This is a genomic window from Halopseudomonas maritima (assembly GCF_021545785.1).
Classification (GTDB): domain Bacteria; phylum Pseudomonadota; class Gammaproteobacteria; order Pseudomonadales; family Pseudomonadaceae; genus Halopseudomonas; species Halopseudomonas maritima.
The window spans coordinates 1,646,592-1,670,975 of sequence record NZ_CP079801.1 but is presented as its reverse complement, the minus strand read 5'-3'; the positions used below and the strand labels follow the sequence as shown (position 1 = coordinate 1,670,975).

Sequence of the window (24,384 nt, the reverse complement as noted above, 5' to 3'; positions counted from 1 at the left end):
AATGGCTTAAATGCCGCACCCGAAGCTGCAGTCTTGGCTGGCAGGAGTCTAAGGGGGCTGACACGGGCCGGGGCAATTGGTCAGTGCTTCCCATAACCGCGGCATTATATACTAAGCGGGCCTCAAACGTGAATGTCATCAGTCTTGGGTCGGCAGGGCCGGCCCCAACGGGAATTCCATGTCTTCCAGCACCCCCCTCGTCTCCCTGTGTCAGCAGGCCACCTTTATCAAGAGCGCCAGCCTGGTATCCCAGTGCCCGCCCGATCTTGGACTCGAAGTGGCCTTTGCCGGGCGCTCCAATGCGGGCAAGTCGAGCGCCCTGAACACCCTGACGCACGCGCGACTGGCGCGTACCTCGAAGACACCGGGGCGCACCCAGCTGATCAATTTTTTCCGGCTGGATGACGAGCGCCGCCTGGTGGATCTGCCCGGTTACGGCTACGCCAAGGTGCCACTGGAGCTGAAGGCGCACTGGCAACAACATCTGGATGCCTACCTGACCGGTCGCCAGAGCCTGGTGGGGCTGGTGCTGGTGATGGACCTGCGTCATCCGCTGTCGGACTTTGACTGCATGATGCTGGAATGGGCACGCAAGAGTGATATTCCGGCCCACGTGCTGCTCAGCAAGGCCGACAAGATGGCCTTTGGCGCGGCCAAGAATGCACTGCTCAAGGTGCAGACGCGTATGCGCAAGGAGCTGCGCTCCAATGCCAGTGTGCAGCTGTTCTCTTCGCCCAAGCGCATGGGCATTGATGAGGCCCACGCACGGCTGGCGCAGTGGTTGTTCCCGACTGAGCCAGATGAGCTGGAAGCGGGTGAGAGCTGAATGTCAGGCAAAAAAAACCCCGAGCTTCTATGGGGAGGGAGGCTCGGGGTTCAACTAACCGGGCTGTGCTAGGAAAGGGAGTGCCCGGTTTTTCTGCCAACACTAAATCACATCTAAGGAGCATGAATGGCTCTCAAGCCGTTCATAAGCTCTGACCGGGCGGGTTCGGGATAAGTTCAAAAAAAGATTTAGACGGAAGGGTTATGAAAACAGTCGCGCTTAGGCGCGGCTGTTTTCAGCGGCAAGCTTCAAGCGGCAAGCCGCAAGCTGGGCCGGTGCGGGGGCGAGCCGCGCGGATTTCTTGCGACCATGTGTAGCGGTAAAGCCAGTAGAAAATACTTGACCGCCTCGCCATCGCGCGCACCCTGATTAAGCTTGCAGCTTGCAGCTTGCAGCTTGCAGCTTGCAGCTTGCAGCTTGCAGCTTGCAGCTTGCAGCTTGCAGCTTGCAGCTTGCAGCTTGCAGCTTGCAGCTTGCAGCTCGGCCCAAAGGGCCGCCGCTAGTGCGCCTCGTCCCAGTTATCCCCCACCCCTACCTCGACTACCAGCGGTACATCGAGTTCGGCGGCCTGGGCCATGTGCTCCTTGAGGCCCTGGGTGACGGCATCGATCTGGTCTTCACGTACTTCCAGAACCAATTCGTCGTGTACCTGCATGATGACGCGGGCATCCAGGCTGCTGTCGTTCAGCCAGGACTCGACCTTGATCATCGCGCGCTTGATGATGTCGGCGGCGGTGCCTTGCATCGGCGCGTTGATGGCGGTGCGCTCGGCGGCCTTGCGCATGGCCTGATTCTTGGCGTGAATCTCCGGCAGGTACAGCCGGCGGCCGAACAGGGTTTCGACATAGCCCTGCTCGCTGGCCTGCTCGCGGGTGCGCTCCATGTAGCTGAGCACGCCCGGGTAGCGGGCAAAGTAGCGGTCGATGTAGGCCTGGGCCTGCTTGCGGTCGACGCCAATCTGCTTGGCCAGACCGAAGGCGCTCATGCCGTAGATCAGGCCGAAGTTGATCGCCTTGGCACTGCGGCGCTGATCGGTGGTCACCTCGTCGAGGGTAACGCCGAACACCTCGGCGGCGGTGGCGCGGTGTACGTCCAGGTCGTGTTTGAAGGCATCCAGCAGGCCGGTGTCCTGGGCCAGGTGCGCCATGATGCGTAGCTCGATCTGCGAGTAGTCGGCGGCCAGCAGCTTGTAGCCCTTGGGCGCGACAAAGGCCTGGCGGATGCGTCGGCCCTCGCTGGTGCGAATCGGGATGTTCTGCAGGTTTGGGTCGGAGGACGACAGGCGCCCGGTGGCGGCCACGGCCTGATGGTAGGAGGTGTGGATACGCCCGGTGCGCGGGTTAATCTGCTCCGGCAGGCGGTCGGTGTAGGTGCTCTTGAGCTTGCTGACGCTGCGGTACTGCATGATCACCTGCGGCAGCTCAAAGCCCTGCTCTGCCAGTTCGGCCAGCACCGCCTCGGCGGTGGAGGGCTGACCCTTGGCGGTTTTCGACAGCACCGGCAGGCCTTGCTTCTCATACAGGATGGCGCCCAGCTGCTTGGGTGAGCCGAGGTTGAACTCCTCGCCCGCCAGCTCGAATGCCTGGCGTTCCAGCGCGACCATCGTTTCGCCCAGCTCAATGCTCTGCTGGCCCAGTAGCTTGGCGTCGACCAGTGCGCCGTTGCGCTCGATGCGTGCCAGCACCGGCATCAGCGGCATTTCAATCTCCTGCAGCACACGCGCCAGCGACGGCTGTGGCTGCAGCTTGGCCCACAGGGTCTGGTGCAGGCGCAGGGTCACGTCGGCGTCTTCGGCGGCGTAGGGGCCGGCCTGCTCCAGTGCAATCTGATCAAAGGTCAGCTGCTTGCTGCCCTTGCCGGCGATCTCTTCGAACTTGATGGTGCCTTGGCCCAGATACTTGAGCGACAGGCTGTCCATGTCGTGACGGGTGGCGGTGGCGTCCAGCACGTAGGATTCGAGCATGGTGTCAAAGGCCACGCCCTGCACGCGGATGTCGTAGTGGGCCAGCACGTTGATGTCGTACTTGGCGTGCTGCGCGACCTTGGCCTTGGCCGGGTCTTCCAGATAGGGCTTGAGCGCGGCGAGTACCTTATCGCGATCGAGTTGCTCGGGTACGCCCATATAGCTGTGGGCAACCGGAATGTAGGCTGCCTCGTGGGGCTGCACCGCCAGCGACACGCCAACCAGTTCGGCGCGCTGGGCGTCGATGCTGGTGGTTTCGGTGTCGAAGGCGAACAGCTCGGCGGCCTCGAGCTTGCCGAGCCAGCGTTCAAAGTCGGCCTGCTCGGTGATGATCTCGTACTGGTTTTCTTGCGCTTGTTCGGCGGCATCGCCGCTGTCACTGGCCTGGCCTTCGGCCTTGGCTTCGCGCAGCAGATCGTCCAGCCAGCTTTTGAACTCCATCTCGCGGTACAGCTCGATCAGTGCTTCGCGGTTGGCGGCGCTGGGTTGCAGCGCGTCGACTTGCACCTCCAGCGGTACATCCAGCTTGATGGTGGCCAGCTGGTAGGACAGGTAGGCCATCTCCTTGTGTTCTTCGAGCTTCTCGGGCAGCTTCTTGGCGCCGCGAATCGGTAGTTCCGGCACCTTGTCCAGGCTGTTGTAGATCACGTCCAGGCCGCCGCCCACGCCGGTCAGCAGGCCCAGTGCGGTTTTCTCACCGACACCGGGGACGCCCGGGATGTTATCGACCTTGTCGCCCATCAGCGCCAGGTAGTCGATGATCAGTTCCGGCCCGATACCAAACTTGTCGCGCACGCCCTGAATGTCCATCACGGTGTTGGTCATGGTGTTGACCAGGGTGATGTGCTCGTCGACCAGCTGCGCCATATCCTTGTCGCCGGTGGAGATCACCACGGCACGGCCGGCGTCGGCGCTCTGCCGCGCCAGGGTGCCGATCACGTCGTCGGCCTCAACGCCGTCGACACACAGTAGTGGCAGGCCGAGTGCGCGAACGGCTGCGTGCAGCGGCTCGATCTGGGCGCGCAGGTCGTCAGGCATGGGCGGGCGGTGCGACTTGTACTGCTCAAACATCTCGTCGCGGAAGGTCGGTCCCTTGGCGTCAAATACCACGGCAATCGGGCTTTGGGGATACTGCTTGAGCAGGCTTTTCAGCATGTTCAGCACGCCCTTGACGGCGCCGGTGGGCAGGCCTTTGCTGGTGGTCAGCGGGGGCAGGGCGTGGAAGGCGCGGTAAAGATAGGACGAGCCGTCCACCAGGATCAGGGGTGTGGTGTCTGTCATGCGTCAGGTCAACAATTCGGGAGCCAATGGGGCTAGAATGAAAGCATCATTCAGGCAAAGGACAAGACTACCATGATTCGCAAAGTTGGCTTTGGATTGGCCGCCGCGCTGTTGCTGGGCAGTGCATCGGTCATGGCGCAAGACGCGGTCCCGGGTGACCCGGAAGTAACCATCCGTCAGGAAGGTGATCGGACGGTTGAGGAGTACCGCGTCAACGGCTTCCTCTATGCCATCAAGGTCATCCCCAGCAGCGGCGCGCCCTACTATCTGGTGGCCGTGGATGAAGACGGCAACTACGTGCGCTCCGACCAGCCTGACGGGCTGCGTATCCCTTCCTGGAAGATCTTTGAGTGGTGAGTTGAGCCGTGTCGGTATTTACTCCGCTGGCGCAGGCCGAGCTGGAAACCTTTGTCGCCGGCTTTGACCTGGGGCGCCTGATTGGCTTTCAGGGCATTGAAGGCGGCAGCGAGAACAGCAATTTTTTTGTCAGTTGCGAGCAGGGCGACTTTGTTCTCACCCTGGTTGAGCGCGGTGACCCGGCGGTTCTGCCGTTTCTGGTCGAGCTGCTGGCCTGCCTGCAGGGCGCTGGCCTGGCCGTGCCCTACGCGGTTGCCGATCGCAGCGGCCACTGCATCCACCAGCTCAAGGAGCGCCCCGCGTTGTTGCAACCGCGCCTGGCCGGGCGGCACATCGAGCAGCCGGATGCCAGTCACTGCGAGGCGGTTGGCGGCTGGTTGGCGCAGTTGCACCTGGCTACCCGTGACAACGCGTTGGCCCGGGCGGATGAACGTGGCGTTGACTGGATGCAGGATCAGGCGCGTCGCCAGCTCTCGCAGCACAGCGGTGAACTGGCCGAGGTGCTGGAGACCTTGCTGACCCAGCTGGTGCATTGGCGCCGGCAGGATCCGGGCCTGCCGCGCGCCGTGCTGCACGCTGACCTGTTCCGTGACAACGTGCTGTTTGACGGCCACCACCTGAGCGGTGTGATCGACTTTTACAACGCGGCCAGTGGCTGGATGCTGTACGACGTGGCGATTGCCGTGAACGACTGGTGTCTGGGTGACGACGGCGCGCTGCAGCCCCGCCGTGCGCGTGCGCTGTTGGCAGGGTACGCAGCGCGGCGCCCTTTCACTGCCGCTGAGGCCCAGTGCTGGCCCGCCATGCTGCGGCTGGCGGCGCTGCGTTTTTGGCTGTCGCGGCAGATTGCGGCAGAGGAATTTGCCGGGCAGGCCGGCGTGCTGGTGAAGGACCCGCAGCATTTTGCCCGTCTGCTGCTGCAGCATCGGGTGGTGCCGGTAGGTCTGCCGCTGGCGCTCTAGTCGATAGCGGCTAAGCTGAATAAAGAACAGATCAGCGGCGTCGTTGGGCAGTGCCGTTTGCTATGAAAGCAATCCACGGAGCTGCCCATGATTCCTGTCGACGGAGCCTTCATTCTCGCCGTTTCCCCGCGCTTTTCCGGCGCTCGCGCTGATGCCCAGCGGCGCATCGTCGGTGATATCTCTGCCGCCTTCGCCCCCACCCTCGCCCATTACCGCATCGACAGTCGTCTGCGTATTGCGCACTTCATGGCGCAGGTGACCCACGAATGTGCCGGGTTTCGTACCACCGAGGAGTTTGCCAGCGGTGCTGCCTACGAAGGGCGGCGGGATCTGGGCAACACCGAGCGCGGCGACGGCCGGCGTTACAAGGGGCGCGGGCTGATCCAGCTGACCGGGCGAGCCAACTACCGGCAAATGAGCGAGCGTCTGGGCCTGCCGCTGGAGGCCGAGCCAGAGCTGGCGGCCGAGCCACTCACATCGCTGAAAATCGCCTGTGAGTACTGGCACACCCGCCAGATCAACGAGGCGGCTGACCGTGATGACCTGATTCGCGCTACTCGACTGGTCAACGGCGGACTAAACGGGTTGGAAGATCGGCGCCAGTATCTGCAGAAAGCCAAGACCGCGCTGGCAGCGCTGGAGGGCTTGCGGGTGTCGCAGGCGCAAGGCGGTGCCACGGTAGCCCTGCGGCGCGGCTCCTTTGGTGATGCGGTGCAGGAGCTGCAAGAACTGCTGGCCGCCCGAGGCTATCCGCTGTCAATCGATCGTGACTTTGGCCCGGCAACCGAGCTGGCGGTAATGCAGTTTCAGCAGACCGCCGGTTTGCTGGTCGACGGCATTGTCGGCCAGAAGACCTGGGCTGCGCTGCGTAGTCGCTAGATCCTGTGCTGCGTTTCAGCCTTCGGTCGCATCGGGGGGCTGAAAACCCTGCTCTGGTCCGTGATCAATCTCAAGGGCGCAGATGACGCGCAATTGTGCATGCTGGCGTGCCAGCGCACCAAGGTGCAGCTGCGCAAGGCCGGTCAGTCCATTGACCCGGCCTTGCAGCACCTGGGGTAACAGGCTTACTGCTTTGTGGGCGTGTTGCGCATCAGCAGATAGTGCAGCACGGCGCCCAGCAGTGCGCCCAGCAGCCAGGCGTAACCATGCAACTGGCTCAGCACGGGCACCCATACCGAGGCAACGGAGAACACAGAGGCCACCGCAAAAGCGATCATTGCCTTGCGGTTCCAGCCGCCGTTGAAGTAGTAGCTGCTACCCGGCTCGGCGCTGAACAGATCCTGCAGGTTCAGCTGCTGTTTGCGCACCAGGTAGTAGTCCGCGACGATGATGCCGTACAGCGGTGCCAAAATGGCGCCCAGGGTGTCGACGAAGGCAGCGATGCCCACCTGGCTGATAAAGGCCACCCACAGTGCACCAATAAAGAACGCAATGGCTGCGGTGATAAAGCCGCCGGTGCGGGCGCTGATGCGTGCGGGCGCCAGGTTGGCGATGTCGTAGGCCGGCGGAATAAAGTTGGCTACCAGGTTGATGCCGACTGTGGCGGCAAAGAAGGTCAGTGCGGCGATAATGGTCAGCGTGAGGCTGTCGACGCGGGCGACAATATCGGTCGGGTTGGTCAGCGTCTCGCCAAATACCACCACGGTGCCGGCGGTGATCACCAGCGCGATGACCGAGAAAATCGCCAGGCTCACCGGCAGCCCCAGGAAGTTACCGACGGTCATCTGCTTCTCGCTTTTGACAAAGCGGGCAAAGTCGCCGTAATTGATCACCACCGCCGCGAAGTACGCCACCATGGTGCCAACCACTGCAAAGAAGGCGGCGACCGGACCGGCCTCGTACTCACCGCTGCCACTGAAGATAGTGCCCAGCTCGGTCAGCAGGCTGGGGCCGGCCTGGCACCAGATGATCAGCATCAGCGCGATCATCACCACATACACCAGTGGCCCGGCCCAGTTCAGAAAACGGGTGATCCACGCCATGCCGCGCACGAACAGCAGCACCTGAAAGGCGCAGACCAGACAGTAGGAGAGCCAGCCGATGGCGGTGATGCCCAGCAGGGTTGGCGCGTCGGCGGCCGGTTCGATCAGGGCGTTGAGCAGCAGTGCCAGCGCGGTTGAGGCGAAGTAGGTCTGCACGCCGTACCAGAAGATCGCGACAATCCCACGCACCACCGCCGGAAAGTTTGCGCCACGTACCCCCATGCTGGAGCGGGCCATGACCGGGAAAGGTACGCCGTACTTCACGCTTGGCTTGCCGGTCAGTTGCACCAGGCCCATGACAATAAAGCCGGCCAGTACAATCCCGGCCAGCACCGCCCAGCCGCTTAACCCGTAGGAGATGAACAGGGTCGCCGCCAGCGTGTAGCCGAACAGGCTCTGGATATCGTTGGACCACACGTTGAATATCTCGAACCAGCCCCAGTGGCGCTTGCCCGGTGGCAGCGGGGCAAGGTCTTCATTGTGCAGAGTGGGGTCGATGTGCTTGATCTGAAAGTTATCGTTAGCCATGGGCCTTTCCTTGCGTCTTGTTGTAGGTACCGGTCGCTTGCATGTTTTATTCCGCCTTTGCAGGGCTGCCGATACCGGTCCGCCATGACTATCTGCGCAGGAGGGGATGCACATTGTGTACAAAAGAGTCTTATTTTTGTATTCAAAAATGTAGTGCGTGGAAAAAAACGCTACAAAAGCGGACCTTAAAGGTGTCGTCCTGTGGGGTCAGTAGGTGCTTCGCTGCGGCCGCAAAGACTTGTTGTGCGCGCAGTTCAAGGGCTAAGCTGCTGCCTCGAGGAAGCGGCGAACCGCCGCGTGGTTCACGGACTGAAAGGTAACCCCATGCAGTGTCCCAAATGTCGACATACCCGCCTGCAAGCGAGCAAGGTTGAGGATGGCTTGCCCGCTATGGGCTGCCCCGCGTGTGCAGGGTCGTTGCTGTCGCTGCTTTACTATCGCGACTGGGTAGAACGTAACGAGCTGCCGCTGGCAGATGGCGAGCTTGCCTCCGAGGTGGTTGAGGATGCCGACGCCAAGGTGGCCCTGGCCTGCCCCAAGTGCAGCGGCCTGATGACCAAGTTCTCGGTGTCCGGGGCGGTGTCCAGTCGAATCGATCTGTGTGGCCGCTGTGACGAGGCGTGGCTGGACGGCGGGGAGTGGCACCTGCTGAAGTCGCTGGAGCTGGCGCACAAGCTGCCGGCGGTGTTCACCGAGCAATGGCAGCGGCGGGTGCGCGACGAGAAGATGGCTCAGCTCAAGCGCGAGCGCCTGGAGCAGCAGGTGGGCGCTGCCGATGCGGCCAGGGCTGCAGAGATCAAGGGGTGGCTCGCAGGTCACGCGCAGCGCGCAACCTTGCTGCAGTTTCTTGCCTCGGATTGAGGGCAGATAGAACCGCCGGGTGCCGGTGTGGTCTGAGTGCAGTCCGGGCTGCCAGCAGGCTTGCCCTCCTCACTGCTGAACAGACGCAGGCCTATGCTGATTGCCCATCTGCCGTCCGGTTTTATTCTCTCTAGCTACCTGTTGGCGCCGCTGCGCCGTGCACCGGTGCGCCCAATCTGGCTGTTGCTAGCTGGCTGCCTGGGCGGCATCGCGCCGGATTTTGACATGCTGTACTTCTACTTCGTTGACCACGGCATGGTCCACCACCACCGCTATGCAACCCATTGGCCGCTGCTCTGGTTGTGTCTGCTGTCGGGCGCACTGGGCTGGTTGGCGCTGTGTCGACGTATGACTGCGCCCTGGTTACTGCTGGTGTTCAGCCTGGGCGGCATGCTGCACGTGCTGTTGGACAGTCTGGCCGGTGATATCTGGTGGTTTGCGCCCTTTGTCGATCAGCGCTACGCGCTGGTAACGGTGACCGCGCGTTATACGCCCTGGTGGCTGAACTTCATCGTGCATTGGGTTTTTGTGGTCGAGCTGGCTATCTGCGGATGGGCGCTGTGGCGTTGGCGAGTGCGTAAGCGCTGGTTGCGCGGCGAGGAAGGCTAACCGGTGCCCGCGACGGAGCACCGGTTGTTCACTGGCTCAGATACCTTCCAGGCAACCCGCTAGGCTGTCGGTCAGGCTGCTCAGCATCTGTAGGTAGCCGTCGGCGCTGGCCGGGGTGGCGGCGCCCAGGGGGTCGAGCTGTGCGCTGTCGAGCGGCAAGCCGGCGGTCAGGCTCTGGACCAGTCGCGGGGTAAACTGAGGCTCGCTGAAGACGCAGGCATGGCCTGCGCGCTGCAGCTGCTCGCGCAGGGCATTGACGTGACGCGCGCCGGGCTGCACTTCATGCGAGAGGCTGAAGACACCGCGGTGTTCGATGCCCAGGTATTCCTCCAGATAGGCATAGCCATCATGGAAGACGAAGTAGGGTTTGTCCTTGAGCGGGGCAAAGCGCCTGTGCAGGGCCGCGTCGAGCGCCTCCAGCTGCTGTTCAAAGCGGGCGAGGTTGGCGTCCAGTCGGCTCTGCTGCTCCGGGTAAAGCGGTGCCAGATCCGCTTTCATCCAGCGCGCCAGGGTCAGCGCGTTGTCCGGTGACAACCAGATGTGTGCGTCCAGGTTGCCGGCGTCGTGCTCATGATCGTGGTGTTCATGGCCGTGTTCGCTGTGCGCTTCGGCGTATTCGCGCAGCGTCAGGCCGGGCACGTCCATCAGTTCGCGCGCGTTGGGACTGTCGTGCAATACGCCCTCAAGGAACAGCTCCAGGCCGGGGCCGACCCAGTAGATGCGCTCGGCTTCGGCGAGGGCGCGGCGGTCTGACGGGCGCAGCGCGAAGGCGTGTGGCGAGGCGCCCGGTGGCAGCAGAACTGCGGGCTCATCGATGCCATCAAGCAAAGCGCTGCTGATCAATTGTATCGGCTTGATGGTGGTCAGCACCCGGCTGTCGGCGAACGTGGAGCAGGACAGCAACAAACCTGCGGCCAGTGCCGGCAGCAAGCGTAGTAACATGGGGAATTCCTCGAGGTGTAAAAGCGTTATATGATAACAGGTCATTCACCTCTGAACAGACCCCGCCGCAATGGCCGGCGGGGCGTAGCCCGCGAGGTAGCCCGATGAGTGAGACGTCGTCCCTTCCTGATCCGCAAAAACCGCACAACCACGCGCACTGTGTCAGCCATGCGCTGAGCGCCGCCGAGCAGGTGTGCGCCCGCGACGGTGTGCGCTTTACGGCGCTGCGCAAGCGTGTGCTTGAGCTGGTCTGGCAAAGCCACAAGCCGCTGGGTGCCTACGATATTCTGGAGACCCTGTCCCGCGAAGACGGTCGCCGCGCGGCGCCGCCGACGGTTTACCGCGCTCTGGACTTTCTGCAAGAGCAGGGACTGGTGCACCGTATCGCCTCGCTCAACGCCTTTATTGGTTGCTCCAGCCCGGAGCATCGCCATCACGGACATTTTCTGATCTGCCTCAACTGCCACCTGGCGATTGAGCTGGAGGAGTCGGGCATCAGTGATGCGATTGCCGGTGCCGCCACCGCCAACGGCTTTACCGTGCACAGTGAAACGGTCGAGGTCAGCGGGTTGTGCGGTCAGTGCCAGGCGGCGGCATGAGCGACGCACTGCTGTCACTGCGGCAGGTCAGCCTGCGGCTGAACGAGACCGACGTGCTGGAAAACGTCAATCTCAGCGTCAAGCCTGGCGAGATTGTCACGCTGATTGGCCCCAATGGCGCAGGCAAGACCAGCCTGGTGCGGGTGGTACTTGGGCTGCTCAAGGCAAGCAGCGGCGAGGTTCGGCGGCGTGCGCGGCTGCGCATCGGCTATATGCCGCAGAAACTGCAGGTTGACCCCTCACTGCCGTTGACCGTGCTGCGCTTTCTGCTGCTGGTGCCGGGGGTGCGGCGGCCGGCGGTTGAGGCGGCGCTGCTCGAAGTGGGGGCCGAGCACTTGCTGGAGCGCCCCTTGCAGCAGGTGTCGGGGGGCGAACTGCAGCGCATTCTGCTGGCGCGCGCGTTGCTGCGCGAGCCGGATTTGCTGGTGCTGGATGAGCCGGTGCAGGGCGTCGATGTGAACGGTCAGATCGAGCTCTATCAGCTGATTACCCGCTTGCGCGACCGTTACGGCTGCGGCGTGCTGATGGTCTCCCATGACCTGCATCTGGTGATGGCCACCACCAACACCGTGGTGTGTATCAACCGCCACGTCTGCTGTTCCGGGCACCCGGAGCAGGTCAGCACCGATCCGGCCTTTGTTGCCATGTTCGGCGAACAGGCCAGCGCCCTGGCCGTATACAACCACCACCATGATCACGGGCATGACCTGCATGGTGAGGTAGTACCCCACGAACACAGCCACGGACCCGACTGCAAGCATGCCTGACTTTCTTCTCTACGCCCTGCTGGCCGGTTTGGCGCTGGCCCTGGTGGCCGGGCCGCTTGGCTCCTTTGTGGTCTGGCGCCGCATGGCCTATTTTGGCGACACCCTGTCGCACTCGGCGCTGCTTGGGGTGGCCCTGGGCATGTTGCTGGATATCAATCTGACGGTGGCGGTAACCGTGGGCTGCGTGTTGATTGCGGTGCTGCTGGTGGCGCTGCAACACAAGGAGTGGCTGGCCAGCGACACCCTGCTGGGGATCCTTGCGCACAGTACGTTGTCGCTGGGCCTGGTGGTGCTGGCGCTGGCGGAAAACATGCGCGTCGATCTGATGGCGTACCTGTTTGGTGACCTGCTGGCGATCACCTCGAATGAACTGGCCTGGATGCTGGGTGGCCTGCTGATCGTGCTGGTACTGATGAGTTTGCTGTGGCGCAGCCTGATGTCGATCACCGTGCATGAAGAGCTGGCCCGGGTTGAGGGGCTGCCGGTCACGGCGATCAGGCTGGCGCTGATGCTGCTGATTGCCATTGTTATTGCTGTGGCGATGAAGGTGGTGGGGGTGCTGCTGATCACTTCATTGCTGATTATCCCGCCCGCGGCGGCCCAGCGTCATGCGCGCACGCCCGAGCAGATGGCGCTGGGCGCCAGCGTGCTGGGTATGCTGGCCGTGCTTGGCGGGTTGGCGTTGTCCTGGGAGCTGGATACGCCGGCCGGTCCGTCGGTGGTGGTGTGCGCGGCGGCGATGTTCATGCTGGCGCTGGCGATTCCGCGCCGCGCCTGATTACTCCTGTGCCATGATGCGCGGCAGCCACTGGGCCAGCTGATCGGTATTGAGCGGCGGGCGGATAAAGCCCACGTAGCGCCCGTGCGGGTCGACGATCACCACCTGGCCACTGTGGTCGACCAGATAGTTTTCGATGCTGGTATCGGGCTCGATATAGGCAACCGACAGTGCCTTGGCCAGATTGGCGAGCTGGTCGCTGGCGCCGGTGGCGCCGGCGAAGCCCGCGTTGAAGAACTCCAGGTAGCTGGCCAGTTGTTCAGGGGTGTCGCGGTTGGGGTCCACGCTGACCAGCGTCACCTGCAACTGGTTCTGGGTTTCTTCGGGCAGCTTCTGCATCAGCTGGCGCAGCTCGGCCAGGGTGGTTGGGCAGATGTCAGGGCAAAAGGTGTAGCCAAAGAACAGCAAATCCCACTGGCCGTTCAGGTCGTGCAGCCCCCAGGGTTGATCGGCAGCCGAGCGCAGGCTGACCTCGGGCAAGGCGCGCGGGCTGTCGAACAGATACACCCCGGCTTGCTGCAGCGCGTTGCGGTCCAGCGGTGCCGGACGGGTTACCTTGTTGACCACGGCGCCAACCACCAGCGCGATGCTTGCCACACATACCAGAACGGTTTTCTGTACCCCAGTTAAAGCCATTCAGCCACCTCGACGTAGTGGTCCAGCAGCAGCGCCACAAACAGCCACAGCAGGTACCACAGGGAATATTTGAAGGTCTTGATGGCCGCATGCGGGCGGCTGTTGCGCAGCAGGGCAATGGCCCAGTCGATAAAGCGCAGGCCCAGCACCACGGCGGCCACCAGATAGAGCGGGCCGCTCATGTGGATCACAAAGGGCAGCAGGCTCACTGCCAAGAGCATAAAGGTATACAGCAGAATATGCAGCTTGGTGTAGTGCTCGCCGTGGGTGACCGGCAGCATAGGGATATTGACCTTGGCGTACTCGGCCTTGCGGTGAATGGCCAGAGCCCAGAAGTGCGGCGGCGTCCAGGCGAAAATGATCAGCACCAGCAGCAGGCCGCCGGCGTCGATCTGCCCGCTTACGGCCGTCCAGCCCAGCAGCGGCGGCGCGGCACCGGCCAGCCCGCCAATGACAATATTCTGCGGCGTGGCGCGCTTGAGGAAGGCGGTATAGACCAGGGCGTAGCCCAGCAGCGAGCCCAGGGTCAGCACCGCAGTCAGGGTATTGGTCCAGGACAGCAGCACGGCCAGCCCGGCACTGCCCAGCAGCATGGCAAAGAGCACGGCATTCAGCGGCTCGACGCGGCCTTGGGCTAGGGGGCGCCGCTGGGTGCGGGCCATCTGCACGTCGATGCGTCGGTCTACCACATGGTTGATGGCCGCTGCTGAGCCTGCGCACAGGGCGATGCCGAGGTTGCCGAGCAGCAGGGTGCTCCACGGGACCGCGCTGTCACTGGCCAGCAGCATGCCGATGGCCGAGGTGATAATCATCAGCGCAACCACCTTGGGTTTGGTCAGTTCCAGATAGTCACGCCAGCCGGCCTGCGCAGCTACTGCATGGGTAATGCTAGCCATGGTCCGTCCCCCTGTCGGCGCGTTTAGCGCACCTGTGTTGTTGTTCTCGCAGTATGGTTGCCAAGTAGCGGGCCTGCCAGTTTGCCTCGTGGTTTGGCGGCCAGTCGAACCCGTGCCGGCGCAGGCGCGCGCAATCGGTAGGCGACTGACACTGTGCACAGCAGCAACAAGGCCGCCATGCCGTTGTGCGCGACGGCAATGGCCAGCGGCAGGGCGGCCAGCACGTTGGTGATGCCCAGACTGACCTGGGCGGCCAGCGCCAGACTCAGCAGCGCCGCCAGGCCGCGCAGGCGCGCCCGCCAGAGCTGCCAGCCAAGCAGTAGTACCACCAAGGTGGTGACCAGTGCGCCCAGACGGTGGGTGACGTGGATCGCGGTGCGACCAGGCCCCTCGAGCATGCCGCCGAGGTAGTTCGGCCCTATCTCCTGATGCAGCAGGTTAAAGCCGGTGTGAAAGTCCATCTCCGGCCACCATTCACCGTGGCAGGTGGGCAAGTCGATGCAGGCTACCGCCGCGTAATTGGTGCTGGTCCAGCCGCCGAGCATGATCTGCACAATCACCACCGCCAGCGTCACCTTGGCCAGGGTGCGCAGACGGGCCAGTGCGCGGGAGGGTGTCAGGGCGGGCAGGCGCCCGGACAACCGCAGCACCAGTAGCAGTAGCAGGCTCAGGGTCGCGAAGCCGCCCAGCAGGTGCGCCGTCACCACCTGCGGCCAGAGCTTGAGCGTCACGGTCCACATGCCGAACAGGGCCTGACACACCACCAGCGTCAGCAGGCCGAGGCCGAGGCCGGTGGGGTAGTCGGGGTTGCGGCGTTGACGCAGGCCGATAACTGCCAGCGCGAGAATCAGCAATCCGAGGGTGCCTGCGGCGTAGCGGTGAATCATCTCGGCCCAGGCCTTGAAGGCTTCGACCGGGTCGTCGGGGAAGCGTATCTGTGCCGTCTGCAGGGCGTGCTCACTTTGCGGCACGCTGAGAAAGCCATAGCAGCCGGGCCAGTCCGGGCAACCCAGTCCGGCGTGGACCAGGCGGGTGTAGGCGCCAAGAATGACCACTACAAAACACAGCAGCAGCGCTGCCAGAGCGAGTGCGTAGCCGGGTTTGCGCATGGCTCAGCCCACCTTGGAGAGTTTCAGCAGACGCTTGAGGTCATCCAGCAGGTCTTTGCCAGGTTGGCTGGCACTGTGATGCAGCACCACGCGGCCTAGCGGGTCGACCAGCCACAGCTGTGGGCCGATTAACCAGCTGTCGGGCTGGGTTTGCAGGCTTTTCAGGTAAGCGTTGCTGTCGAAGGTGGTGCGCTCCAGCCGCGGAAACTGTGCCTCCAGCGCGGCCACTTCGTCGGCGCGCAGCGCCACTGGTGACGCCAGCACGTGGGTCACGCGCCCGGCCTCGCGTCCGACCGCCACGTTGATCTGCCGCGCCTCGTGAACCAGCGCCATGCATTGGCGCTCGCAGGTGCCGGTATGGGTGACCAGCAGGCGCCAGGGCGCGCCGTAGCCAACCGGCTCCACAGCGAGCTGCCAGTCACTGATCTGGATGGCGGGCTCCACCAACGCGGACTTGTTGGCGTGACCTTCCGGCATGCCGAGATTCAGCTGCGCCATCAGCGCTGCCAGTGCAATAGGCCCCACCACGACGGCGATGATGGCCAGCAACTTGAGCTGGCCCCTTGGGCGCGACGGGCGTTGTTCAGATTCGGTCAGGCTCATCATTATTATTCCCCCGAGATCGACGTGCTATTGAGGCCGAAAACCGGCCCAGAGAAACAGGGCGAGCAGTGCCGCCGCCAGGCTGAACCACTGTACTGCGTAGCCGGTATGGCGGCTGGCGCTCATGGGTAGCGCCGGCCAGTCCAGCGTCAGTGCGGCGCTGCCTGCATTGGTCAGGCGGGCGCTCCAGTCCAGCAGCGGCAACGCTGACTGCGCGCGCAGGGCGCCGAGATCCAGCTGAGCAACCACGCAGCCAGGCTGATCCGCCTCGCAGGCGCGCCTGCCCGGCCGCCAGCCGGCGCTGCTGGCCGGCAACTTTTCTGCCTGCAGCTGCAGCCTGCCCGGTGGTGTGCTGACGGATGGCGGCTGGCGCCGGTCCGGCCAGGGTAGCCAGCCGCGATTGAGCAGCAGCCAGTCCCCACGGTCTGACTGAAAGGCCTGCAGTACCTCCACGCCGGCCTGCCCGTTGCGGGTGCGGTTGTCCAGTAACCAGATATGTTGTGGGTCGAGCCGACCCTGCAGACTGAGTGGCTGCCAGTCGGCAGGCGTCTGTGTGCCGAGTTGCGTCAGGGTTTTGGCCGGTGCTTGCGCCAAGGCATCGATGTCGGCTTGCAACTGCTGCTTTTGCTCGGCGCGTTGCAGTTGCCAGGTGCCGAGACCCAGCAGCAGCGGCAGCAGACTCAGGGTAAACACCCAGAGTAGCCAGCCGGGCGCAAAGCGACGGCGCCGCTCCACGGTCTCAGACAGCAGCATGGGCTGCTCCGGCTATACTCAGGCCGACCATAACAACAATCAGGGGGCGGCCATGTGGCTCAAGCTGGTCATCGTGATCTTGCTGGCGCTGATACTGATCAGCCTGTTCAGCGGCTTGTTCTTTTTGATGAAAGACACCGGCGGCCGCGGCCGTCTGGTAACGGCGTTGAGTGTGCGCATCGGCCTCACAGTGCTGCTGATGGCGCTGATTGCCTGGGGCTTCTGGGCGGGCCAGCTGGCCTGGCACGCGCCCTGGTTGCAGTGACTCGGCACACATCATGGCCGCAGCTCAGAATATGTAGACGAAGATAAACAGCCCAACCCAGACCACGTCCACGAAGTGCCAGTACCAGCTGGCGGCTTCAAAGCCGAAGTGCTGCTGGGAGCTGAAATGGCCCTTGGCGATGCGGATCAGCATGATCGCCAGAATCAGCGTGCCCATGGTCACGTGGGCGCCGTGGAAACCGGTGAGCATAAAGAAGGTGGCGCCGTAGATGCCGGAATTCAGGGTCAGCCCGAGGTCGTGGTAGGCGTGCTGATACTCGAATGCCTGCAGCACCAGAAAGACAGTACCCAGCGCGACAGTCAGGCCCAGCCAGGCTTTGGTGGCGCCGCGCTTGTCCTTGCGCAGAGCGTGATGGGCAAAGGTGACGGTGACGCTGGAGGAGATCAGCAGCAGGGTGTTGATCAGCGGCAGTTGCCAGGCGCTGATGACCTCGCTTGGCCCTGGGAAGGTTTTGGGGTCCGGGTTGACCATCAGTGGCCACTGATAGGTGAAGTCTGGCCAGAGCATGTTGGCCAGGCCCTTGTCGCCCTCGCCACCCAGCCAGGGGCCGGCAAAGGTGCGCACGTAAAACAGCGCACCGAAGAAGGCCGCGAAGAACATCACCTCCGAGAAGATGAACCAGCCCATGCCCATGCGGAAGGAACGATCCATTTGCGGGCTGTAGAGGCCTTCGTGGCTTTCCTTTACCACATTGCTGAACCAGCCGAACATCATCCAGGCGGTCATCAGGGCGCCGGCAAAGAACAGCCAGCGGCCCAGGCCGCTGCCAGCACCGGCGCTGTCGCCGTTGATCATGCTACCGCCGCCAAACACCAGCAGTAGCAGGGCTATCGAGGCAATGATCGGCCACTTGCTCTGGGCCGGCACATAGTAGGTCTGATGATTGGCCATCTGTTGTTCTCCTTATACGGCAATCGTGCTCAGTGGGCCTGCGCCTGGGCGGCGGCCAGCTTGTCAGGCATTCGCTCCGATACATCAAACAGGGTGTAGGCCAGGGTCAGGTGCTTGACCTGTGCCGGCACCGCCGGATCAACAATGAAACGCACCGGCATCTCGACGCTTTCCCCCGGCTGCAGCACCTGCTGGGTAAAGCAGAAACACTCGGTCTTGTGGAAGTAGGCCGCCGCAATGGACGGCGACACGCTGGGAATGGCCTGGGCCACCATCGGCCGGTCAGTCGGGTTATGCGCCAGAAACAGCATCTCGCGGGTTTCGCCCGGGTGCAGGCTGAGCTGTTCGGCTTCGGGGCCAAAGTCCCAGCTCATGCCTTCGGCGAGAGTGGCGACAAACTGCACCCGCAGGGTGCGGCTGCGGTCGATATGCTCGACTTCCTGCTGGTAGGCAGTGCCGCTGGTTTTGCCGTTGATGCCCAGCGCCTCGCACATCACGTCATACAGCGGCACCATCAGGAAACCGAAGCAAAACATGCCTACTACCGTCAGCAGCAGTTTGCCGACCAGGCGGCGATTGGTCTGTGTCTCGCTCATCGCGGCGGCCTCCGCTCACTTCACCTCGGGGGGTGTCGAGAAGGTGTGGTATGGCGCGGGTGATGGCACCGACCATTCCAGCCCTTCCGCGCCCTCCCAGGGATTGGCCGCAGCCTTCTTGCCGCCCCGGATGCACTTGATGACGATGAACAGGAACAGCAGCTGGGTAACGCCGAACATGAAGGCGCCGACCGAGGAGACCATGTTGAAGTTGGCGAACATCACGTTGTAGTCTGGAATCCGCCGCGGCATCCCGGCCAGCCCGACAAAGTGCATCGGGAAGAACGCCAGGTTCATGCCGATGAAGCTCATCCAGAAGTGGGTCTTGGCCAGGGTCTCGTCATACATGTGGCCGGTCCACTTGGGCAGCCAGTAGTAGGCCGAGGCAAAGATGCCGAAGATGGCGCCGGGCACCAGCACGTAGTGGAAGTGGGCGACCACAAAGTAGGTGTCGTGGTACTGGAAGTCTGCCGGGGCAATCGCCAGCATTAGGCCGGAAAAGCCGCCGATGGTGAACAGAATCACAAAGGCCACGGCGAACAGCATGGGCGCCTCGAAGGTCAGTGCACCGCGAAACATGGTGCTGACCCAGTTGAACACCTTCACCCCGGTGGGTACGGCAATCAGCATGGTGGCGTACATGAAGAACAGCTCACCGGTGATCGGGATGCCGACGGTAAACATGTGGTGCGCCCAGACGATGAACGACAGGAAGGCGATGGCCGCGGTGGCGTAGACCATGGAGGTGTAGCCAAACAGCGGCTTGCGGCTGAAGGTCGGGATGATCTGGCTGACCGCGCCAAAGGCCGGCAGGATCATGATGTACACCTCGGGGTGACCGAAGAACCAGAAGATATGCTGGAACATCACCGGGTCACCGCCACCGGCAGCGTTGAAGAAGCTGGTGCCGAAGTGAATATCCATCAGCATCATGGTCACTACCCCGGCCAGTACCGGCATGACCGCAATCAGCAGGAAGGCTGTGATCAGCCAGGTCCAGACGAACAGCGGCATCTTCATCAGCGTCATACCCGGCGCGCGCAGGTTGAGAATGGTAGCGATGATGTTGATCGCGCCCATGATCGAGCTGATGCCGGCCAGGTGAATGGCAAAGATGAAGAAGGTGACGCTGGGTGGTGCGTAGGTGGTCGACAGCGGCGCGTAGAAGGTCCAGCCGAAGTTGGGCCCGCCGCCTTCCATGAACAGCGTCGACACCAGCAGCCCGAAGGCCATTGGCAGCAGCCAGAAGCTGAAGTTGTTCATGCGCGGCAGGGCCATGTCCGGTGCGCCGACCATCAGCGGAATCATCCAGTTGGCCAGGCCGACAAAGGCCGGCATGACCGCCCCGAACACCATGATCAGGCCGTGGGTGGTGGTCATCTGGTTGAAGAACTCGGGCTGCACCAGTTGCAGGCCGGGCTGGAACAGCTCGGCGCGGATGACCATGGCCATCGAGCCGCCGAGCAGGAACATGGCAAAGCTGAACCACAGGTACATCGAGCCGATGTCCTTGTGGTTGGTGGTGAGCACCCAGCGCATCAGGCCCTTGGCCGGACCGTGGGCATGGTCGTGGTGATGGGTATCGATCACAGCACTCATGACAGGTCTCCTATTGGGCTTCTTTAGCGTTCAGCACGTCGACGGGCGCAAGCATTTCGCCGGTGTCGTTGCCCCAGGCGTTGCGCTCGAAGGTGATGACCGCGGCAACGTCCACTTCGGACAATTGCTTGCCGAACGCAGCCATGGCTGTGCCCGGTACGCCGTTGAGCACGATATCCAGATGCTGGGCCATATCCTCGGTGACGATGGCGCTGCCCTTGAGCGCCGGGAACATCGGCGGCAGACCTTCGCCGTTGGGCTGGTGGCAGGAGGCGCAGGCGGAGGCGTAGACCTTCTCGCCGCGCTCAACCAGCTCATCAAGCGTCCAGTCCTTCTCGCGCAGCTCGGCCTCCTTGGCGGCGGCCTCTTTCTGCTCGGCCAGCCAGGCGTCGTACTCATCCTGCGGCAGCACTTCGACCACCACGGGCATGAAGCCGTGGTCCTTGCCGCACAGTTCGGTGCACTGGCCGCGGTAGATGCCGGGCTCTTCCACGCGGGTCCAGGCCTCATTGATAAAGCCGGGGATAGCGTCCTTCTTGACCGCAAAATCCGGTACCCACCAGGAGTGGATTACGTCGGCAGCGGTCACCAAGAAGCGGACTTTCTTGCCCACCGGAATGACCAGCGGGTTGTCCACTTCAAGCAGGTAGTTGGGGTTCTTGTCGCTGACGTTGCCGATTTCATCACGCGGGGTCGACATGCTGCTGAAAAAGGTCACGCCTTCGCCCACGTACTGATATTGCCAGCGCCACTGGTAGCCGGTGATCAGAATGTCGATGTCCGCCTCGTCGGCGTCATAGATGTCGATCAGGGTTTTGGTGGCCGGAATCGCCATGACGATAAGGATCGCCAGCGGGACCACGGTCCATAGAATTTCCACGCCCAGGTGCTCGTGGAAGGTGGCGGGCTTGCTGTCCTCGGACTTGCGATGCATCAGCATCGACCAGAACATGACGCCAAACACCACAACGCCGATGACTACACAGATCCAGAAGATGGTCATGTGCAGATCGAACACGGACTGACTGACTTCGGTGACGCCCCGGCGCATGTTGACGCCCCACTCGGCACTCGCTTGGGCGCCGAGTACAGACAGGGACAGTCCAACCGGCCAGGTGATTGCTGCTCGCAACATTCCCGGTCCCCCTTTATTGTTTTTATCGCTACCGGTGCACGGAACGGAGGGGGTATCAGGCTGCTAACAGGCCGCACAGATACCCTGACAGGCTGCGAACCGCAGGGGGTAGCGCACAGTGGCGTTACCCTTGACCCCGCGTCCAGGACTTCCCCCACAGGCCACCAGACATTTGGAGTATAGACAGGGGGCCGGACTGCGCAATGTTGTCATGCGCTGTGTCTTTTCGACTTCTTATTGCAATTTGATCTGATGACTCGGCGTGAGTCACTTTGACGATGTCGACCGGCTCTGCTAGGTTTTCCGCTTTCAAACTAATGTCAAAGTGATGCTGCTCTTGGGCAGCTTCCGGTTGCCGTTGTGGAGCTGAGTATGAACATCGCTGGGCTGAAACGCCGTATTGCCGAAGCAACGGCACAGAGTGATTCGCAGGAGGGGATGCAAGCCTGGCTGCAGACCCGTATCGCAGATCTGCACCCTGCCATACGTTTGCAGGCGGACCCGGTTGGTCACCTGCAGCGCTTTGCTACTGCCTATATCGAGCAGGTTCCGGATGTGTTGGAAGCGGCCGCGGCGGTGGCCGAGTCGGCCAGTCTAAAGCCGCGCATGCTACCGGTGCTGAAGGTGGCTGAAGCCTTCTTCCTGCAGCCGCCAGATCTGCCGGCCGAGCACCGTGGACTGGTCACCCTGCTGGACGAAGCCTATCTGGCGCATCGGCTGGTGGAAGAGGTGAATGACCGCTATGTGTCTCACGGTGGTGAATCCTTGATTCCCATGGACACCACGCGCGCCAATTTGATTGTGCATCACCTGTTGGGCGAGCCCTTCGCCAATCGGCTGGATGCCGCGGTCGAGGAAGCGGTGGCCGGGCTGCTGCCCGAAGACCTGTTTCAGTCAGCCGAGTTTCAGGCCTACCGTGCGCAATTGGACTCTGCCAGTGTGCAGCGTCTGTGGGCGCAGTGGCCGTGCATGTCGCAGCAACTGGGTGTGGATATCGAGCTGCGCGGCGCAATCTGATCAGACGGCGCCGCCTGAGTCTCAGTCTTTCTTTTTCAGGCGCGGATTGGGGAAGAACTGCACTGTCTGGCTGGTCGGCTTTTTCGGCGCCTTGCGCACCTCATTGACCCGGGTACCCAGTTCCTTGGGCACCGAGTTGCCACGCGCATCCAGTGTGTCGGTATAGCCGCATTGCACGCACTCGCGGTGCGGCACGCCGTCTACCTCGTACATCTTGATGGTATCCATGGTGCTGCACGCCGGGCAGACCGCGCCGGCAATGAAGCGCTTTACCGGGCCGCTCATGCTGCCTGCCCGCTCAGGCCGCTGTGACGCAGCAGCGGGTCAATCGACGGCTCACGACCACGGAAGGCGACGAACAACGCCATTGGCGCCTCACTGCCGCCGCGGGCAAGGATGCTGTCGCGGAAGGCGCGGCCGGTATCGGCGTTCAGCACGCCTTCTTCCTCAAAGCGCGAGAAAGCATCGGCCGACAGCACTTCTGCCCACTTGTAGCTGTAGTAGCCCGCTGCGTAGCCACCGGCAAAGATATGGCTGAAGCCGTTCTGGAAGCGATTGAAGGACGGCACCTTGACCACCGCAATTTCCTCGCGCACCTGATCCAGCACCTGCTGTGCGCTCAGTTCCGGCTGCTTGCGTACGTGCAGCTCAAAGTCGAACAGCGAGAACTCGATCTGGCGCAGCATGCCCAGGCCCGACTGGAAGTTCTTGGCGGCCAGCATCTTGTCGAGCAGATCCTGCGGTAGCGGTTCGCCGGTTTCATAATGGCTGGAAATCAGCGCCAGGCCGTCCGGCTCCCAGCACCAGTTTTCCATGAACTGGCTCGGCAGCTCGACCGCATCCCAGGCGACGCCATTGATACCGCTGGCGGAGGCGTAGTTCACCCGGGTCAGCAGGTGGTGCAGACCGTGGCCAAATTCGTGGAACAGGGTGGTGACCTCGTCGTGGGTCAGCAGCGCCGGCTTGCCGCCGACCGCCGGGGTGAAGTTGCAGACCAGATAGGCAATCGGGCGCTGCAGGGCGCCGTCGGGCAGCAGGCGGCGGTCGCGGCAGCCATCCATCCAGGCGCCGCCGCGCTTGTTGGCGCGGGCGTACAGATCGAGGAAGAAACGGCCAATGACTTCGCCCTGCTCAATGACTTCAAACAGGCGCGCGTCCTTGTGCCAGCGCTCGAACTCGGCGACCTCGCGCAGCTCGATGCCGTACAGTTTTTGCACGATGCCGAACATGCCGTTGATCACGGTATCGACCGGGAAGTAGGGGCGCAGCATTTCCTGCGAGATGGCGTAGCGCTGCTGGCGCAGTTGCTCGCTGTAGAAGCCGACGTCCCAGGGCTGCAGGTCGTCGCAGCCCTGTTCGGCGGCGAAGGCTTTCAGGGCGGCCAGATCGTGCTGGGCGAAGGGTTTGCTGCGCTCGCCCAGATCGCGCAGGAAGCCCAGTACCTGATCGGTGCTCTCGGCCATCTTGGTCGCCAGCGACAGCTCGGCGTAGTTGGTAAAGCCCAGCAGTTCGGCCAGCTCCTGACGCAATACCAGAATCTCGTCGATCACCGGACCGTTGTCGAACTGCCCGGCATTGGGGCCTTGATCGGAAGCGCGGGTGCAGAAGGCGGTGTACACCTCCTGACGCAGGGCGCGGTCGGTGGCGTAGGTCATCACCGGGAAGTAGCTGGGGAATTCCAGCGTGATCAACCAGCCGTCCAGCTCACGGGCTTCGGCGGCCTGCTTGGCCTGCGCCAGTGCGGAGTCTGGCAGGCCGTCCAGCTGGGCCGCATCGGTGATGTGCTTGGTCCAGGCCTGGGTCGCGTCCAGCACCTGATTGGAGAAGGTGCTCTGCAGCTCGGACAGGCGCATCTGCAGCTCGCCGTAGCGTTTTTGCTGTTCGGGCGGCAGGGCAATACCGGACAGCTTGAAGTCGCGCAGGGCGTGTTCAAGGATGGTCTGCTGGGCCTTATCCAGTGTGGTGAACTCGTCGCTGGCGGCGAGCTGCTGGTAGGCCGCAAACAGCGCCTGATTCTGCCCCATCTCGGTGTAGTACTGGCTTAGCAGCGGCAGGCAGCTCTCATACGCTTCGCGCAGCTCGGGGCTGTTCATTACCGCGTTGAGGTGGCTGACCGGTGACCAGGCACGGCCGAGGCGTTCGCCCATGTCGTCCTGCGGCTCGATCAGGTTGGCCCAGGTCCACTGTGCCGGCGGGTTGGCCAGCAGCGCATCAAGCTGTGCGCGGTTGTCGGCCAGAATCTGCTCGATGGCCGGTTTGACGTGCTCGGCGCGAATGTCGGCGAAGGGCGGCAGATCGTAGGGTTGCAGCAGCGGATTGGGCATGACGGGTATCCTGATTCGATCGATGACTTACAATGCGCCCATGGTAATCAACTCGGGCGCGCTTGGCATCGAGACTTCGTTAGA

At 62.9% G+C, this 24,384-nt stretch carries 25 protein-coding genes; 11 read left to right on the top strand and 14 right to left on the bottom strand.

Going from position 1 to position 24,384, the window contains the following annotated elements:
• Positions 1-178: 178 nt before the first annotated feature.
• Positions 179-826: a ribosome biogenesis GTP-binding protein YihA/YsxC gene (yihA, locus tag HV822_RS07665; RefSeq protein ID WP_238873200.1), complete on the top strand. Its 648-nt coding sequence runs from the start codon at positions 179-181 to the stop codon at positions 824-826.
• A gap of 499 nt (positions 827-1,325) precedes the next feature.
• Here the strand turns inward: yihA and polA are convergent, their stop codons facing one another.
• Entirely contained in the window at positions 1,326-4,070 is a 2,745-nt protein-coding gene (polA, locus tag HV822_RS07660) for a DNA polymerase I (protein WP_238873199.1), read from the bottom strand.
• 132 nt (positions 4,071-4,202) lie between these two features.
• Here polA and HV822_RS07655 point away from each other — a divergent pair, with 132 nt between their 5' ends.
• The 3 genes from HV822_RS07655 to HV822_RS07645 all read left to right on the top strand — a co-directional run bounded on the left by HV822_RS07655 (position 4,203) and on the right by HV822_RS07645 (position 6,268).
• Complete coding sequence (locus HV822_RS07655; RefSeq protein ID WP_238873563.1) at positions 4,203-4,427, top strand: DUF2782 domain-containing protein; 225 nt, start codon at positions 4,203-4,205, stop codon at positions 4,425-4,427.
• Between the two features lie 8 nt (positions 4,428-4,435).
• A complete protein-coding gene (locus tag HV822_RS07650) occupies positions 4,436-5,389 on the top strand; it encodes a homoserine kinase (RefSeq protein ID WP_238873197.1) in 954 nt (317 codons plus the stop codon).
• Positions 5,390-5,476: 87 nt separating this feature from the next.
• Positions 5,477-6,268 (top strand): peptidoglycan-binding protein, encoded by a 792-nt coding sequence (locus HV822_RS07645; RefSeq protein WP_238873195.1) that lies wholly within the window; start codon positions 5,477-5,479, stop codon positions 6,266-6,268.
• Positions 6,269-6,453: 185 nt separating this feature from the next.
• Here HV822_RS07645 and HV822_RS07640 read toward each other — a convergent pair whose 3' ends face one another.
• Entirely contained in the window at positions 6,454-7,899 is a 1,446-nt protein-coding gene (locus HV822_RS07640; protein ID WP_238873193.1) for an NCS1 family nucleobase:cation symporter-1, read from the bottom strand.
• Between the two features lie 324 nt (positions 7,900-8,223).
• Between HV822_RS07640 and HV822_RS07635 the strand changes: the two genes are divergently transcribed.
• Positions 8,224-8,760, top strand: a complete 537-nt coding sequence (locus HV822_RS07635; protein WP_238873192.1) for a zf-TFIIB domain-containing protein — start codon at positions 8,224-8,226, stop codon at positions 8,758-8,760.
• A 93-nt stretch (positions 8,761-8,853) separates the two neighbouring features.
• Positions 8,854-9,369 (top strand): metal-dependent hydrolase, encoded by a 516-nt coding sequence (locus HV822_RS07630; protein WP_238873190.1) that lies wholly within the window; start codon positions 8,854-8,856, stop codon positions 9,367-9,369.
• 36 nt (positions 9,370-9,405) lie between these two features.
• Here the strand turns inward: HV822_RS07630 and HV822_RS07625 are convergent, their stop codons facing one another.
• On the bottom strand, positions 9,406-10,311 hold the full coding sequence (locus HV822_RS07625) for a zinc ABC transporter substrate-binding protein (protein WP_238873187.1): 906 nt from the start codon (positions 10,309-10,311) through the stop codon (positions 9,406-9,408).
• Positions 10,312-10,415: 104 nt separating this feature from the next.
• Here HV822_RS07625 and HV822_RS07620 point away from each other — a divergent pair, with 104 nt between their 5' ends.
• From HV822_RS07620 to znuB, 3 genes are read left to right on the top strand one after another with little or no spacing between them, the layout of a single operon-like run.
• Positions 10,416-10,910 carry a Fur family transcriptional regulator gene (locus tag HV822_RS07620; RefSeq protein ID WP_238873186.1) on the top strand — a complete coding sequence of 165 codons (495 nt, stop codon included), beginning with the start codon at positions 10,416-10,418 and terminating at the stop codon, positions 10,908-10,910.
• On the top strand, positions 10,907-11,677 hold the full coding sequence (gene znuC, locus HV822_RS07615) for a zinc ABC transporter ATP-binding protein ZnuC (RefSeq protein ID WP_238873185.1): 771 nt from the start codon (positions 10,907-10,909) through the stop codon (positions 11,675-11,677). Before HV822_RS07620 ends, znuC begins: the two co-directional genes overlap by 4 nt.
• Complete coding sequence (gene znuB, locus HV822_RS07610; protein ID WP_238873183.1) at positions 11,670-12,455, top strand: zinc ABC transporter permease subunit ZnuB; 786 nt, start codon at positions 11,670-11,672, stop codon at positions 12,453-12,455. Before znuC ends, znuB begins: the two co-directional genes overlap by 8 nt.
• Here znuB and HV822_RS07605 read toward each other — a convergent pair whose 3' ends face one another.
• From HV822_RS07605 to HV822_RS07585, 5 genes are read right to left on the bottom strand one after another with little or no spacing between them, the layout of a single operon-like run.
• Positions 12,456-13,091, bottom strand: a complete 636-nt coding sequence (locus HV822_RS07605; protein WP_238873181.1) for an SCO family protein — start codon at positions 13,089-13,091, stop codon at positions 12,456-12,458.
• Positions 13,082-13,987 carry a heme o synthase gene (cyoE, locus tag HV822_RS07600; protein ID WP_238873179.1) on the bottom strand — a complete coding sequence of 302 codons (906 nt, stop codon included), beginning with the start codon at positions 13,985-13,987 and terminating at the stop codon, positions 13,082-13,084. Before cyoE ends, HV822_RS07605 begins: the two co-directional genes overlap by 10 nt.
• Positions 13,988-14,010: 23 nt before the next feature.
• Entirely contained in the window at positions 14,011-15,096 is a 1,086-nt protein-coding gene (locus tag HV822_RS07595) for a COX15/CtaA family protein (RefSeq protein WP_238873177.1), read from the bottom strand.
• A gap of 3 nt (positions 15,097-15,099) precedes the next feature.
• Positions 15,100-15,699, bottom strand: coding sequence for a hypothetical protein (locus tag HV822_RS07590; RefSeq protein WP_238873175.1), 600 nt, complete (start codon positions 15,697-15,699; stop codon positions 15,100-15,102).
• Positions 15,700-15,726: 27 nt separating this feature from the next.
• A complete protein-coding gene (locus HV822_RS07585; RefSeq protein WP_238873173.1) occupies positions 15,727-16,452 on the bottom strand; it encodes an SURF1 family protein in 726 nt (241 codons plus the stop codon).
• 52 nt (positions 16,453-16,504) lie between these two features.
• Between HV822_RS07585 and HV822_RS07580 the strand changes: the two genes are divergently transcribed.
• A complete protein-coding gene (locus tag HV822_RS07580; RefSeq protein ID WP_238873171.1) occupies positions 16,505-16,717 on the top strand; it encodes a twin transmembrane helix small protein in 213 nt (70 codons plus the stop codon).
• Between the two features lie 24 nt (positions 16,718-16,741).
• Here the strand turns inward: HV822_RS07580 and HV822_RS07575 are convergent, their stop codons facing one another.
• Genes HV822_RS07575 through coxB form a run of 4 tightly spaced genes read right to left on the bottom strand, consistent with a single transcriptional unit; the run spans position 16,742 to position 20,959 of the window.
• Positions 16,742-17,629, bottom strand: a complete 888-nt coding sequence (locus HV822_RS07575) for a cytochrome c oxidase subunit 3 (RefSeq protein WP_238873170.1) — start codon at positions 17,627-17,629, stop codon at positions 16,742-16,744.
• 29 nt (positions 17,630-17,658) lie between these two features.
• Positions 17,659-18,225 carry a cytochrome c oxidase assembly protein gene (locus tag HV822_RS07570; protein ID WP_238873168.1) on the bottom strand — a complete coding sequence of 189 codons (567 nt, stop codon included), beginning with the start codon at positions 18,223-18,225 and terminating at the stop codon, positions 17,659-17,661.
• Positions 18,226-18,240: 15 nt separating this feature from the next.
• The gene (gene ctaD, locus HV822_RS07565) at positions 18,241-19,824 is read right to left on the bottom strand and encodes a cytochrome c oxidase subunit I (RefSeq protein WP_238873166.1); all 1,584 of its coding nucleotides are present in this window, start codon (positions 19,822-19,824) and stop codon (positions 18,241-18,243) included.
• A gap of 10 nt (positions 19,825-19,834) precedes the next feature.
• Positions 19,835-20,959 (bottom strand): cytochrome c oxidase subunit II, encoded by a 1,125-nt coding sequence (gene coxB, locus HV822_RS07560; protein WP_238873164.1) that lies wholly within the window; start codon positions 20,957-20,959, stop codon positions 19,835-19,837.
• Positions 20,960-21,331: 372 nt separating this feature from the next.
• Between coxB and HV822_RS07555 the strand changes: the two genes are divergently transcribed.
• Positions 21,332-21,976 carry a hypothetical protein gene (locus HV822_RS07555; protein ID WP_238873163.1) on the top strand — a complete coding sequence of 215 codons (645 nt, stop codon included), beginning with the start codon at positions 21,332-21,334 and terminating at the stop codon, positions 21,974-21,976.
• A gap of 21 nt (positions 21,977-21,997) precedes the next feature.
• Here HV822_RS07555 and HV822_RS07550 read toward each other — a convergent pair whose 3' ends face one another.
• Positions 21,998-22,261, bottom strand: coding sequence for a YheV family putative zinc ribbon protein (locus HV822_RS07550; protein ID WP_238873161.1), 264 nt, complete (start codon positions 22,259-22,261; stop codon positions 21,998-22,000).
• On the bottom strand, positions 22,258-24,300 hold the full coding sequence (gene prlC / locus HV822_RS07545) for an oligopeptidase A (RefSeq protein ID WP_238873159.1): 2,043 nt from the start codon (positions 24,298-24,300) through the stop codon (positions 22,258-22,260). The genes HV822_RS07550 and prlC overlap by 4 nt, the downstream gene beginning before the upstream one ends.
• Positions 24,301-24,384: the final 84 nt, after the last annotated feature.